A 14480-nucleotide genomic window follows, 5' to 3' on the forward strand; every position below is an offset into this window, starting at 1 on the left:
CATGCAAAGCGCAAGTTTGGCGTTACATACGGATAAATATCAGATCAATATGATTTATGCCCATTGGGTGAACGGTACACATGAACGCAAGGCTGTATTCGAGGCTTATTTTCGCAAGCTGCCCTTCGGCAATGGCTATGCTGTGTTTGCAGGCCTCGAGCGAATAGTGCAATACATATCCCATCTGCAGTTTTCGGACAGTGATATCGAGTTTCTGGCGAAGCAGGAAGAAAACTATGACCCTGCTTTTTTGGAGCTGCTCCGTAATTTCAGATTTAGGGGCAATCTTCACGCCATACCGGAAGGGGCATTGGTATTTCCCAATGAGCCCTTAGTTCGTGTTGACGGGACAATCATGGAGGCTCAGCTCATTGAAACGGCGCTGCTGAACTTCATGAATTTTCAGACCTTGATTGCCACCAAGGCATCCCGCATCAAAAGAGTTGCCGAGAAAGAAGTGCTGCTCGAGTTCGGCTCACGCCGTGCGCAGGAGGCGGATGCGGCGATTTGGGGGGCGCGTGCCGCCTACTTGTCGGGCTTTGATGCGACATCAAATTTGCTTGCCGGGGAAATCTTCGGGATCCCGACGAAAGGAACGCATGCACACTCCTGGGTTCAGAGCTTCGACTCGGAGCTGGAGGCGTTCGAACGCTTTGCTGTAGCTCTTCCCGATCAGGTTTCCCTGCTCGTCGATACGTTCGATACACTTAGCAGCGGTGTGCCGAATGCGATTAAAACAGCCAAACTGCTGGAAAGCAAGGGCAAGAAGCTGAGCAGCATTCGCCTTGACAGCGGCGACCTTGCCTACCTGTCCGTCCAGGCCCGTAAGATGCTCGATGATGCCGGTCTTTCTTATGTCAAAATCGTGGCGTCGAATGATCTTGACGAGAATACGATCTTTAATCTGAAGGCACAGGGAGCGAGGATCGATATTTGGGGAGTCGGAACACAGTTAATTACGGCAGCGGATCAGCCGGCCTTAGGCGGAGTGTACAAGCTGGTTGAACGGGAACGGAACGGAGTGATGGAGCCGACGATCAAAATATCCGGCAATCCGGAAAAAGTGACGACACCGGGCAAGAAGGATATTTTGCGGATCGTCGATGCGGAGAGCGGCAAGGCCATTGCCGACTATATTTGCTTTCCTCATGAACAGCAAGCCAGATCCGGAGGTAAATTGCGTTTATTTGATCCGGTTCACCCCTACTTAAAAAAATCCGTGAAAAACTATAAAGCCATCTCGATGCTGCAGCAAATTTATGCGGATGGAGAGCTTGTTTACGAGCTTCCTTCCCTGGATGATATTCGGCAATATCATAAAGAGCAGCTGCATATGTTCTGGCCGGAATATTTGCGGAAGCTTAATCCGGAAATATATCGCATTAACTTAAGCCAAGAGGCATGGGAATTGAAGCAAAAGCTGATTGAGGAATACATGAGCCATCAAGATGATTAATGGAATTTGTACATTTTAAGACTGTTTCTAAGCTAAGGCTGAAGAAACGGTCTTTTTTTATTTCTCGGGAAAGCGCAAAAACCGCTATATTTAGCGTCGTTGCTTGCTTCATTCGACATCGGCTCCAAAACTGTCCATATGACATTTGTTACATCCGTCACACCCCATATATGATAAATTGAAAAATTAATCGAGGGTTTTTTGACTCGGTACAACGAGACGCAGTTGAAGGGCATTTTTATAGTTTTTTTGTTTGATTAAAAATCGTTTCGATGAACTCACATTGGCGAAAGAAGGGAGTCCAGACGCATGATCCAATTACCAAAATTGAACGAGTTAGGATTTTTTGAAATTCGGCTGGAATCGATTGGCGGACTTGGCGCGAACTTAGCCGGAAAGATGCTGGCTGAAGCAGGGGTTGAGGGAGCCGGACTGAACGGCGTCAGCTTCTCTTCGTATGGATCGGAGAAGAAGGGTTCGCCCGTGAAGGCTCATATCCGTTTCTGTGATCTGAAGACGCCGATCCGGGACACGTCGCCCGTGGAGCGGCCGCATATCGTCGGTATTTTTCAGGAAGCGCTTGCTAAGACCGTAAATGTGGTCAGCGGTATTTATGAAGACAGCACGGTGCTTGTGAACTCTCGCAAATCTCCGGCTGAGCTGAAGGAGCAAATGAAGCTGCTCGGCGGAACGATTGCCGTTGTCGATGCTACCCGTATCGCTCTGGAAGAGAAGAACCGGGTCAATATGGCTATGCTTGGGGCGATGTTCCGGCTATGTCCATTTTTGGATCCGCAGACGATGAAGGACGTGATCCGAAAATCTCTGGAAAAAAAATATCCCCAGTCGGTTGCTCCTGCGCTGGCCACGTTTGAGCGGGGCTATCAAGAGGTAACCATCGAGTCTTTTCCACTGCCGGCGGGAATGAGCATGCCCGCTTTTACCCGTGCGGATACACCGGTTCTGGGGTACGAAACACAACCGATTGGCGGGCTCGTGACGAATCCCGGCAACAGTATTTTGAAGGATTTAAGCATTTCACGCTCCGGAATGATGCCGCATTTCAAACCGGATGCTTGCATTCACTGCGCCCAATGCGATAACGTCTGTCCGGACAACTGCTTCGTGTGGGAGGAATTGCCGGATAAGAAGGGCCGTTTACAGATGTTCTTGCAGGGAATTGATTATCAGTATTGCAAGGGCTGTTTGAAATGCATTCACGCTTGCCCGACGGATGCGTTGTCAGGGGAACGTGAGGAAGACGGATACGCGGAGGCTAATCGTGTTCCGCACATATTTGATCTGGCGCTGCAATAAGCGGGGAATGTCGGCAAAGAGGCTATGGTTGAAGTCTAATATAAATTAGAAAGGCGGAAGCGTCATGGCGATGGATATTGCAAAAGAGCAAGGCACAGCCAAAGTGCAGCAGCGGGTAGTATATGAGTCAGGCAATGAAATGGCAGCATATGCTGCCCACCAAATCAACTATCATATCATGGGTTATTTTCCGATATCTCCTTCAACGGAGGTCGCTCAATTCCTCGATTTGATGAAGGCCAACGGCCAGCATGACATTAAATTGATTCCTTCCGACGGAGAGCATAGCTCCGCCGGAATTTGCTACGGGGCCTCGACGGCCGGAGGCAGGGTATTTAATGCTACGAGTGCGAACGGATACATGTATATGCTGGAGCAGATGCCGGTTCAGTCGGGAACTCGTTTTCCGATGGTCATGAACTTGGTATGCCGATCGGTATCCGGTCCGCTGGATATTCACGGCGACCATTCCGATCTGTATTTTGCCCTGAATACGGGTTGGCCGATACTTATGTGCCGTGATCCGCAGGCGGTTTACGACATGAACATTATGGCGATCAAGCTGGCGGAGGATCCAGAAGTACGGCTGCCTGTACTCGTTGCTTCAGACGGTTATTTTACTTCGCACCAGAAGCGCCGGGTGCATACGTTCGCGAACCGCGAGGATGTATTGAAGTTCGTCGGCGAGCAGCCGCCGGCAGGATTTCCGCATACGCTGGATCGGGACAATCCGATTACCGTCGGCCCATACATGAATGAGCCCGACTATATCAATAACTGTTATCAGCAGTCCGAGGCGATGTACCGTGCGGAGGCAGTGTTTGAGCGGATTGCTGGCGAATATGAGCTGCTGACGGGCAGAAAATACGAAATGCTTGATCTGTACCGGATGGAGGATGCCGAGGTTGCCGTCTTCCTCATGAATTCTGCCTCGGAAATTATCAAAGACGTTGTCGACAGCTTGAGAAGCCAAGGCATTAAAGCGGGATCGATTGCTCCGAACATGATTCGTCCCTTCCCACAGCGGCAAATTGCCGAGGCACTCCAAAACGTGAAGGCAATTACGGTAGGCGATCGCGCGGATTCATACGGGGCGCATGGCGGAAATATGACGAATGAAATTAAAGCAGCGTTATTTACGTACGGCAATACGACAACACAGGTCGTCAGCCGCGTCTATGGCTTAGGCGGCAAAGAATTTTACGCCGAGGACGGCCATCATTTGTTCTCGCTCGCGATTGAGGCGGCGAAGAAGCAGCAGGTTGACGTTCCATTCGATTATTATGGCCATACGCCTGGGGACGCCGAGAAGGCGCCTAAGCGGGTGCTGAATCCGCTTCGTTTTGAGGATTTGAAAACCGGACTCATTAAGGTTACTGTAAATGAGGAAACCGGCAAGCTTGGCGTGCGCATACCGCCCCTTCGCTCGCTGACGAAGAAGCCTAAGCGTATTGCGCCAGGTCATGGCGCTTGTCCAGGCTGCGGTATTTTCTCCGGGCTTGAGCTGTTCTTTAAGGGAATCGAGGGGGATATCGTCGCTCTGTTCCATACGGGCTGTGCGATGGTCGTTACGACTGGATATCCGTATTCCTCGCATAAGGCTACTTATATCCATAACCTGTTCCAGAACGGTGCAGCGACCTTGTCCGGCGTTGTCGAGATGTTCTGGGAGCGCAAGCGCCGGGGAGAGCTGGATCATCTCGGGCTGCAAGATGACTTTACCTTCGTAATGGTTACCGGCGACGGCGGGATGGATATCGGCATGGGACCGGCCATCGGCGCTGCTCTGCGCAATCATCGGATGATCATCATCGAATATGACAATGAAGGATATATGAACACGGGTGCCCAGCTGTCCTATTCGACGCCATTAGGTCATCGAACTTCAACCTCGAATATCGGTTCGGTACAGAAGGGGAAGGTATTCCATCATAAAGATACGGCGCAAATTATGGCTGCCACAAATATACCTTATGTGTTCACTGGAAGCGAAGCCTATCCGCAGGATCTGGTTAAAAAAGCGGCAAAAGCGCAATGGTATGCCCAGAATGAAGGGCTTGTATATGGTAAAATATTAATAGCGTGCCCTCTGAACTGGATCAGCCCTGACGATGAGGGGACGAATATCGTAGATGCGGCCGTAAATTCCTGCTTCTTCCCTCTCTATGAGGTGGAACGCGGCGAAACGGCGATTACGTATAATCCGGAGGAGAAGGGCAAGCGGGTTCCGCTCGTTGACTGGCTCAAGACCATGGGCAAAACCCGTCACCTGACGAAGCCGGAGAACAGTGAAGCTCTCGCGGAGTTCGAGCGGGAAGTCAATAGAAGATGGCAAATTTTATTAGCTAAGCACGAGCATCCGTACTTGTAAGATGAAAATGTAAGTTGAATCAATAAAATAATGGATGAAGTGTAATGAAGCTTTGGAATCCGTTAATGAAAGGAGGTAACCCATTTGGAGATGGAGTCTGCGTTTCGCGCATTTCGGGTGCATCAGGATGAGGAAGGTTTTTCCTCCGGCATTGATACACTGAAGCTGCCTGATTTGCCGGATAATGACGTTACGATTAAGGTGTTTTACTCCAGCGTAAATTATAAGGATGGCCTTGCCAGCACCCCGAAGGGGAAAGTGGTCAGCAGCTATCCGCTCATTATCGGCATCGATTTGGCGGGACAGGTGACAGCTTCACGGAGTCCGGACTTCCAGCCTGGAGATGAGGTGCTGTGTACCGGGTATGGCCTGGGAGTATCCCATGACGGAGGATTTGCCGAGTTTGCTCGCGTTCCGGCCGAGTGGCTTGTAAAGCTGCCGGAAGGCTTAACGCTTCAGGAGAGCATGGCGATTGGCACGGCAGGGTTTACAGCAGCCTTATCGGTGGAAAGACTGCTGCATAACGGTCTTCAGCCAGGCAATGGGCCAGTTCTCGTAAGGGGAGCGACAGGCGGCGTTGGCAGCATCGCCGTAAACATTCTTAGCAAGCTGGGCTTTGAGGTCGTGGCATCGTCTGGCAAGCCTGAGACGGAGGAACTCCTAACGCGTTGGGGCGCTGCCAGCGTGATTTCGCGAGAGGCGGCTTCAGCCGCTGTAAAGGGAGCTCTCGGCAAGACTCAATGGGCGGCTGTAGTCGATCCGGTAGGGGGAGCAGGCACCGCGGAGATTTTGAAAGCGGTGAAGTATGGCGGTTCCGTTGCTTTATCCGGGTTGACAGGCGGGGGAGCGATGGAGACCTCGGTTTTCCCTTTTATTCTGCGGGGGGTCAATTTGCTTGGCATCGATTCTGTGTATTGCCCTATGCCGGAACGGCTTAACCTGTGGAATCGGCTTGGTGCGGAATGGAAACCGGATCAGGTATTGCAGGAAGGCGTCAAGGTTTATAAGCTGGAGCAGTTGGAGGAGGCTCTCTCCATCGTGCTTAGCGGTAAGGCGCGGGGCCGTCAGGTCGTATCTCTTCAATAGGATATTTAGTCCGGCGACATATCGTAAAATTGCTTTAAGGCATGAGGGAACGGAAATAAGTAAAGGGCAGCTGCTTTCGGGCGCTGCCTTTTTGGTTGTAATTTTTTTTATAGCGCAGGTAGCAGGATGTTTTGCTAACGTTCAGGTATAAGCGGCTTTTCCGTATGAAACTCTCTTGCATGAGACAACCTAATCGTAATCTAAACGAATGAAACGGGTAGAAAGAGGGGGTTGCCATGAAGGGGCGGAGGATTAGCCGCTATGTGTTCATTCTAGTCCTTACAGGTTTGATTATCATCGCTGTCGGATGCAGGGGGGGCACCAACCGCATTGCCAAGGAAGAGCTCGATCGCGTGCAGATGAGAACATTCCAAAAGGGAAACCAAAGACAATCCACTCAGGGAAAAACATTAAATAAACCGCTGCTCCACAGCTTGACAAGCGAGAGTGCCAAACGGGGAATTCGATTGACCAAAGAAACCTATGCGGAAACATTGGACGGCACCATCAGCTATAGTTACTTAATTAACAGCGATCCTCGCCATTTCGTAATCGTGTATGTATATCCTTCAGAAGAAAAACGCATCCGGGAAATGGCCGAAATTTACGGCACAGGGAATATTCGCATGAAATCGGCCAATCAACCTGCAGTCGTTGCCGCTCGCGGGAGAACCGTATTTGTTTATGGCTCCAGCGGAATGAAGAATAATACGTATACCGAGAACATGAGAATGGTGTTTGAAGGCTTGTTAAATCGGATTTCAAACCCTTGATTGAACGATTTGCAATCATGTTGAAAGAAAGTCAAAAAGTCGAGTACGGGGTGCCGCTTCCGTCTCGACTTTTTTGCGAACGAGTAAATCTCTATTATTGTATACTTACTTCTTGTTAATCTCGCGCATGACATGTTTGAGCTCCGGGATGATGATTCGTTCCATGGCGAGCTTGACAGCACCCTGCGAACCAGGCATGGAAAACACGGCCATATTGCTGATAGTTCCTGCGATCGCCCGGCTCAATATGGCTGCCGAGCCAATATCCTCTGTGAAGCTTAAGTAACGAAAAATTTCCCCGAATCCAGGCATTTCTTTATTTAACAAGCTGCGTACCGCCTCGTAAGTCGTGTCCCGCGGCGATATTCCAGTGCCGCCGCTTAGCAGAACGGCTTCAATGCTGCGATCGGATGCCGCCTCCCGGAGGAGCTGGCGAATACTGTCATAATCGTCTTTGACCATGATATATTTATTCACTTTATAGCCGTTTGCTTCTAAAAGCTGCTGGATCAGCTTCCCGCTTGCATCATTATCAGGGGTTCGAGTATCAGACACGGTCACGATCATGCAGGAAACGTGTTCGGGGGCTTCCTTACGGTGCTCGTCTACGGATCTCATCGTATCGTTTCCTTTCTGAATATGTTTTTTTCTATTCTAACATAATTGGCGGAAGCATTTCTTCAAAAGACAGGTTGCATCCTAGAATCTCTTGGTGTAAACTCGCTCTCATGGATAAGGAATTGGCAGATGGGGGTATTAAGATGTCGGAACAGAATTTGAATAAAGCAACGCCGGTTTACATATTGTCCGGGTTTCTCGGAAGCGGAAAGACGACGCTGCTGCAGCGGCTGCTGTCATACTGGAAAGAACAGGGTTTAAAACCTGCGATCATAATGAATGAAATTGGTGATATTAACTTGGACGGTCTCCTTGTCGGGAATGAGGTTCCCATGGCTGAATTGCTGGGTGGATGTATTTGCTGTACGGTACGGGGCGACCTTAGCATGCAAATGTTTGAGCTGATACGCGATGAGCGACCGGATGTCATCGTTATCGAGGCTACCGGCGCAGCTAATCCGTTGGAAATATTCGATGCAGTAACCGAGGTTTCATTGACGGCCAAGATCGATATCAAGCCGATGATTACGGTTGTAGATTCGGTTCATTTACTGGAACTTCATGAAGCGCAGAAGGGAAAAACCTATCGGCTCATGATGGAACAAATTCGCTGCGGCTCTATTCTGATCGTAAATAAGACCGACAGGCTGAAGGAAAATCAACTATCCGAGGTTGAAGCTCTGCTGCGGCGTTTAAATCCATATGCCCAGCCCCTGCCTGCCATTAAATGCGAAGTGGATATAGAACGTCTTACTGCATTATATGATCATCGGCAGGCGGCTCATGATCATCATCATGAGACAAATGCACACTGCGACTGCGGTCGAGTGGATTCACAGTCGGCTGGTGATGATCAGGAGGGTGGCCATAGCCACGGTCATTGTCATCCAGACTATATGCATGAAACTCAGCATGAATATGGGCATGATCATAAACAAGGACATTGGCGTAAGTCACATGAGCATGTGACCGTATATAGCCATTATTTTCAAGGGCCCGTAAACAGTGAACAATTCGAAGAATTCATTGCCGAGCTCCCGCGTGAGGTTTATCGGGGAAAAGGGGTTATTAGCTTTTCGGACACGTCCAGTCGTTTTCTGTTCCAATATGCTTATCGGGAAGCCGACTATTTAAAAATTACGCCTCAGGGTGAGGTTCCAGATGTCGTGGTGTTTATTGGCGAGCATTTTGACAAGAATAAACTCGCCGATCGGCTTCGTCAGCTTGAAGTGCAGCTTCGTTAATCAGTGTCGAATATCTGACAGATGATCCTTTATCGTTTCAATTCATCGTCTTCCTGGTTAGTTTAATAAAGAGCTTGTTGGAGAAAACTACATCTTCAGGAGGGATCGAACAATGATTCAGGAAAAATACAGAGAGTGCATTGAGGCTTGTCTAGAGTGTATGAATGCATGCAATTACTGCTATATATCCAGTTTGAAGGAATACGACTTGGCGATGCTGAGGGAGTGCATCCGACTTGATCGGGAGTGCGCGGAGATTTGTTCTTTTGCCGCAGAATCGTTATCGCGGAATACGCCCTTTGCCCGAGAAATTTGCGAGCTGTGCGCAAAAGCCTGTGATGCCTGCGCGGAAGAATGCGGAAAGCATGAGCATCATCATTGCAAGCAATGTGAGCAGGCATGCCGTAGATGCGCTGAAATATGCCGTAAAATGATCGCTGCAGCTTAATAAGTTTCAGATGAATGATGACAAAAGTTCATAATGTTGAAACCTTCTAGGCATTCATTGCGTCTGAGAGGGCAGAGGTGATGAGTAATGAATAAAAAGCTGAAAATGACGGCTGTGCTTCTGCTATCCAGCTCCTTGCTGCTAGCCTCCTCGGCTGCCGCATTTCATGATGTAGAGGGACAAGACGCTGTAATTACAAAATCTCTCCATGAGAAGGGGATCATCCAGGGTGTCTCCAAGGACAAATTTGCGCCGAAGAGCCATCTTACAGGAGCGCAGGGTGTACGAATGATTGTACAGGCCTTAGACTTGAAAGGTAAAAGCAAAAATCTAGACGTAAAGGGCGGCGCCGCGTTCTGGTACTCTGAGTCGCTGCAAATTGCCAAGGATCATGGCATTCAACTTCCAGCCGATTTCAAGCCGAACGAGAAGCTGACGCGAGAAGAATTTGCTAGCATTTTAATGCAGGGAGTAGCTGCAACCGGTGACTATCCCGTCATTATGATGTATGTGGATGTCGCTGATTCAAATGCCGTTAATCCCGATTACATGAACAGCATACAAACTTTGCTTCTCACCAAGATTGCCTCCCTCGATGAAGACGGAAAGTTTCATCCTAAATCATCTATCACTCGGATGGAAGCTGCTCGTCTTGTCTACAACGCGGTTGAATTTGTGCAGAAAAACAAAGACAACGTAATCCCGGATTTGGAGGATAACGATCAGTTGAATCAGGTTTCCTTTCAAGTCGAGAAGGTGAATGATCAGGTGAATAAGGTGATCTTGACCCGGGCGAATCAGCCTCATCCCGGCTATGGCATTTCCGTGGCTAAAGTAGAGTTCAAGGACAAGACCGCAGTTGTTCACTACGAGCTGCTTTCCCCTGATCCTGGAAAGTTCTATCCACAGGTCATTACGGACTCTAAGACGGAGACATATGTAGCCAGCCAATATGACGTGAAAATTAAACCGTTGAACAAATAAAACATTAAAACGCCACTCACAACATCGTGAATGGCGTTTTTGCTGATAACTATAGTCAGGTCAGGTTGGGTTCACCGCTGTACGCGAGGCCATCGTGCCTGCGGCTTGCGGCTGCGGGTCTGCTTCCGCTGCGCCAAGCTGAAGGCGATACATTTGATAGTATCTGCCGCCTTGGGCAAGCAGTTCCTCATGCGTTCCGCGTTCCACGATTTCGCCCCGGTGCAGCACGAGAATTTGATCGGCGCTGCGGATCGTGGAGAGGCGATGGGCGATAATGAAGGTTGTACGGCCCCGCTTAAGCACTTCAAGCGCAGATTGGATTAACGCCTCTGTTTCGGTGTCGATATTGGCAGTCGCTTCATCCAGAATCAGAATGGCCGGATCAAATGCCAGCGCCCTTGCAAAGGAGATCAACTGCCGCTCGCCGGCAGAAAGCGTGCTTCCCTTTTCGACGACGGGCTCATCCAGGCCTTTGGGCAGATGCTCCAGGATGCGCGTGGCGCCTACGTCGGCCAAAGCCTTTTCTACGCTGGCCCGGCTGATTCGCTCGTCTCCGAGGCTTACATTCGAAGCAATTGTGCCCGTGAACAGGTATGGATCCTGCAGGACGATGCCCATATGCTGGCGAATCCACTGCTTCGGCAGCTCGGTTACATTCTGGCCGTCGATCGTAATCGTTCCCTTCTGTGGATCGTAGAAGCGGAATAGCAGATTGATGATCGAGCTTTTGCCTGAACCGGTATGACCGACCAGAGCAACGGTTTGGCCTTGCTTCGCTTCGAAGGAAATGTTCTTCAGCACGTAATCCCTTTTGTAGGCGAAGGACACGTTTTTGAATTCTACGTTCCCTTTGTACCGCGGCATGCCGCCGTCCGTAACATCCTCGCCCGGCTCATCCATCAGCTTGAACACGCGGCCAGCGGATACCATCGAGGAATCCAAGGCGGCGAGCTGGTTCACCATTCCGGTGATCGGCTGGAACAATCGTCCGAGTACGTCGACGAAGGCATACAGTACGCCGAGTGAAATGATGCCGGCTCCCGTCAACTGCGCCGAGCCGAAATACCAGAGAACGATCGCGAAGGACAAGCTGCGAATAACGTTGACGAGATTGTGAGAGGTCAGAGCATTCAGATTCAGCATTTTGTTCTGATGCTTCATGTAATCGTTGTTCAGATTTTCGAATTCTTCCTTCGTCTGCTCCTCGCGGCGGAATATTCGGATAATCGACATGCCTTGAATGGATTCATTGATCATGGCGTTAATTTCACTTAGCCGGGAGCGAATAATCGTATTGTATTTCGTAGCAAATTTTCGGTAGAGCACCACCCAGAGCCAAATAATCGGCACTACGAAAAGACAAATCAGTCCAAGTCTGACATCGAGCAAAAACAGGGCTACGTAAACTCCCAGCATGTTAATGACGCCGGAGAAGAAATTGGAGAGTACGGCGATAAACAGGTCTTTAACCGCTTCCGTATCGTTTGTGACCCGGGAAACGACTTTGCCCGCTGGCAGGTTATCGAAGTAGTTCACCGGCAGACGCTGAATATGGCTGTAGACATCGACACGCAGCTTCTGGATCACTTTGTTCGCTGAAGATTGGAGCCAGTATGTTTTCCCGAACTCCATCACGATCGCGATGGCCAAAAAGGCGAAATACCAGCCGACCAAGGTTAGGATTCCGGGAATTTCCGGCTTGTAAAAAGCGAATAGTTCCGTCGGCGTCAGCTTGACTGCCGGATACCGGGCCGTGCTCCCGTTGTATTCAATCGTCAAAATGCCATTGCTGTAGCTTCGCTTGCCGCTAGCATGGGCAACGGGCTCATCAATGAATACGAAGGATGTGCCGGCCTGGAGGATGCGAACCTCCTGTCCCTGGGGTTCGCCAGCTGCAAAGCGATCCCCGCGCTTGAAATATCGTCCGCCATAGGACACGGCTTCCTCGCTGGGAACGCTCGTTTCATAGAACGGGCGCTCGATCGCCAGCATATGATCATCGATCATGGAGCGGGCGATGAATGGCCCGGCCAGCTCGGCAGCTACGCCGATGGCCAGCATGACTAAGGCAAGTATAAATGTATTTTTTGCTGTCATGGCGTATTTAAACAGTGCTTTTCCTGTATGCGTGTGCATTAGGACACCTCCCCGTCAGCGAGGCTGGATTCTACCTGCTGTCGCTCGTATTGTTCGCGATACCACCCATTAGCTTGCAGAAGCTCCTGATGGGTGCCTTGCTCGATAATTCGCCCTTTCTCCAGCACGACGATCCAATCAGCATGCTCCACGGCAGATAGCCGGTGGGTGGAGATAAGCGTGGTTTTGCCAGAGCGCTTGCTCCGTATATTGTCAACGATTCGCGCCTCGGTGCGGGCATCTACCGCCGAAAGCGCATCATCCAGAATCAGAATGTCCGGATTGGCGATAAAGGCTCTCGCTAAGGATACCCGCTGTTTCTGGCCGCCGGAGAGGGCGACGCCCTTTTCGCCGACCAACGTATCCAGCCCGTCGGACAAGGTTACCAGATCCTTATCGAAGGCAGCGGTTCTAATCGCCTCCATAATGACTTCGTCGGAAGCATCCTTAAGTCCGAATTGGATGTTCTGCCTGACACTTTTGGAGAAAAGAATCTGCTCCTGCGGCACATAGCCGATCCAGCTATGGAGCTGCTGAAGAGCGATATGCTGAATAGGTACGCCGGAGATCTTCAGATCGCCTGTTCCCAAAGGATATTCATGCAGCAGCTGCTTCAGAAGTGTGGATTTTCCGCTTCCGGTACGGCCAACGATGCCAAGCGTCTCGCCGCGGCGAATCAATAAATTAATGTTATCCAGGTTAATCATCGTTGAAGTCGGGTATTGGAAAGTAACATTTTTGAAATGAATGGCATCGGGATAATCAACATGGACAGGGTCGGCAATATCCTCGACATCGGGCTTAACGCTCAGCGTCTCGTTGACCCGATCCAGGGATGCGCCGCCGCGCTGCATAATGTTGATCAGCTCGCCGATAGCGAACATCGGCCAAATCATCATACCGAGATACATATTAAAGGATACGAGATCTCCTAAGGTCAGCTCGTTATGAAACACGAGATAAATGCCATACGTTAACCCGATAGCATAGCTGAGCCCAACGAAGAGCCGAATCGTCGGCTCGAAGTAGGCATCGACGCGGGCGACGGCCAGATTTTTGCGATACACATCATCGGTAACGTCCTGGAATCGTTTCTCGTCCAGGCGCTCCTGAACATAAGCGCGAATGACGCGTACGCCGGCGACCGATTCCAGCACCTGGTCGTTCATATCGCCGAATGCATCCTGAGCTAAAGTGTAACGCTGATGGATGACCCGGCCGTAAATCATCATGGCCAGGGCTATGAAAGGCAGTGGAATAATCGCTGCCAGCGTCAGCTTCCAACTGATCAGCGTACCCATGGCTACAAAGATAACGGTCAAGTAAGCTGTCGAATCCGTTAAGGTTAGCATGCCGAACCCGGCAGTCTGGGCTACGGATCTCAAATCGTTCGTTGCTCGCGCCATCAGATCGCCGGTCCGGCTCCGTTCAAAGAACGGGGGCTTCATGATCAGCAAGTGATTCATGAACCGCGTTCGCAGCAGCCTTTCGATCAGATTGGAGCCGCCGAACAATTTATGCATCCATATGTAGGTCATATAGTAAATGACGATGAGTACGCCGATAATCATCAAAATATATTGACTTAGCGACTTCCAACTGATGGATCCGTTTACGATATCGTCGATCGCCGCGCCAAGCAGCCTGGGCGGAGCGAGCTCGATAATCCCAACGATGATCAGCAGGATCAAACCGAGCGTATATCGCCTTTTTTCTCGGCGGAAGAACCAGCCCAATTTTTGAAGAACGGAAAACATGAAGGTTTCCTCCTATTCTTTTTAACGAGGTAATTGTCTAAGTGTATTGCTACAGCAACCACTACAGGTGCGTTCATTCGAAACCGCAAAAAAGGCATATCGTCGTAAACGATATGCCTAAAAGACCAATAACATATAACGCGTACGTTGCTTTCACAAAGTGAAGCAACCGTAGCCAAATGATTATTGCTTATACCCGCTAGAAGACGGCGGGGACAGTTCGCGAATATACTCCATTCAGGCCTGCAGGGGTTGCTCCGGTATTCAGTTGTAACATGTGTCCCATATGA

General features: G+C 50.0%; 11 protein-coding genes. 8 read left to right on the forward strand and 3 right to left on the reverse strand.

All coding sequences use genetic code 11. The annotated features are described in order from the left end of the window. The first annotated feature begins 1 nt into the window (after position 1). From ACE3MQ_RS20535 to ACE3MQ_RS20555, 5 genes are all read left to right on the forward strand, one after another. A complete protein-coding gene (locus ACE3MQ_RS20535) occupies positions 2-1456 on the forward strand; it encodes a nicotinate phosphoribosyltransferase (protein ID WP_379396132.1) in 1455 nt (484 codons plus the stop codon). Positions 1457-1765: 309 nt separating this feature from the next. Continuing rightward, a complete protein-coding gene (locus ACE3MQ_RS20540) occupies positions 1766-2773 on the forward strand; it encodes a 2-oxoacid:acceptor oxidoreductase family protein (RefSeq protein WP_379396134.1) in 1008 nt (335 codons plus the stop codon). Positions 2774-2837: 64 nt separating this feature from the next. Further along, the gene (locus ACE3MQ_RS20545) at positions 2838-5144 is read left to right on the forward strand and encodes a thiamine pyrophosphate-dependent enzyme (protein WP_379396136.1); all 2307 of its coding nucleotides are present in this window, start codon (positions 2838-2840) and stop codon (positions 5142-5144) included. Between the two features lie 90 nt (positions 5145-5234). Continuing rightward, entirely contained in the window at positions 5235-6230 is a 996-nt protein-coding gene (locus tag ACE3MQ_RS20550; protein WP_379396285.1) for an acrylyl-CoA reductase family protein, read from the forward strand. 236 nt (positions 6231-6466) lie between these two features. After that, positions 6467-7003: a hypothetical protein gene (locus tag ACE3MQ_RS20555; RefSeq protein ID WP_379396138.1), complete on the forward strand. Its 537-nt coding sequence runs from the start codon at positions 6467-6469 to the stop codon at positions 7001-7003. Positions 7004-7108: 105 nt separating this feature from the next. Here ACE3MQ_RS20555 and ACE3MQ_RS20560 read toward each other — a convergent pair whose 3' ends face one another. Beyond that, positions 7109-7621, reverse strand: coding sequence for a MogA/MoaB family molybdenum cofactor biosynthesis protein (locus ACE3MQ_RS20560; protein ID WP_379396140.1), 513 nt, complete (start codon positions 7619-7621; stop codon positions 7109-7111). 143 nt (positions 7622-7764) lie between these two features. On the opposite strand from ACE3MQ_RS20560, the gene ACE3MQ_RS20565 reads away from it, so the two are divergent. The 3 genes from ACE3MQ_RS20565 (at position 7765) to ACE3MQ_RS20575 (ending at position 10297) form a co-directional block, all read left to right on the forward strand. After that, entirely contained in the window at positions 7765-8865 is a 1101-nt protein-coding gene (locus ACE3MQ_RS20565) for a CobW family GTP-binding protein (RefSeq protein ID WP_379396142.1), read from the forward strand. A 112-nt stretch (positions 8866-8977) separates the two neighbouring features. Next, positions 8978-9313 (forward strand): four-helix bundle copper-binding protein, encoded by a 336-nt coding sequence (locus ACE3MQ_RS20570; protein WP_379396144.1) that lies wholly within the window; start codon positions 8978-8980, stop codon positions 9311-9313. A gap of 87 nt (positions 9314-9400) precedes the next feature. After that, on the forward strand, positions 9401-10297 hold the full coding sequence (locus tag ACE3MQ_RS20575; RefSeq protein ID WP_379396146.1) for a protease complex subunit PrcB family protein: 897 nt from the start codon (positions 9401-9403) through the stop codon (positions 10295-10297). Positions 10298-10357: 60 nt separating this feature from the next. Here ACE3MQ_RS20575 and ACE3MQ_RS20580 read toward each other — a convergent pair whose 3' ends face one another. Both ACE3MQ_RS20580 and ACE3MQ_RS20585 read right to left on the reverse strand, forming a co-directional pair. Beyond that, positions 10358-12433, reverse strand: a complete 2076-nt coding sequence (locus tag ACE3MQ_RS20580; RefSeq protein WP_379396148.1) for an ABC transporter ATP-binding protein — start codon at positions 12431-12433, stop codon at positions 10358-10360. Beyond that, positions 12433-14190, reverse strand: a complete 1758-nt coding sequence (locus ACE3MQ_RS20585; protein WP_379396150.1) for an ABC transporter ATP-binding protein — start codon at positions 14188-14190, stop codon at positions 12433-12435. The genes ACE3MQ_RS20580 and ACE3MQ_RS20585 overlap by 1 nt, the downstream gene beginning before the upstream one ends. Between the last annotated feature and the right edge of the window lie 290 nt (positions 14191-14480).

Origin of the sequence: Paenibacillus lentus (genome assembly GCF_042714055.1) — a bacterium.
In the GTDB taxonomy this organism is placed as follows: domain Bacteria; phylum Bacillota; class Bacilli; order Paenibacillales; family Paenibacillaceae; genus Fontibacillus; species Fontibacillus lentus_A.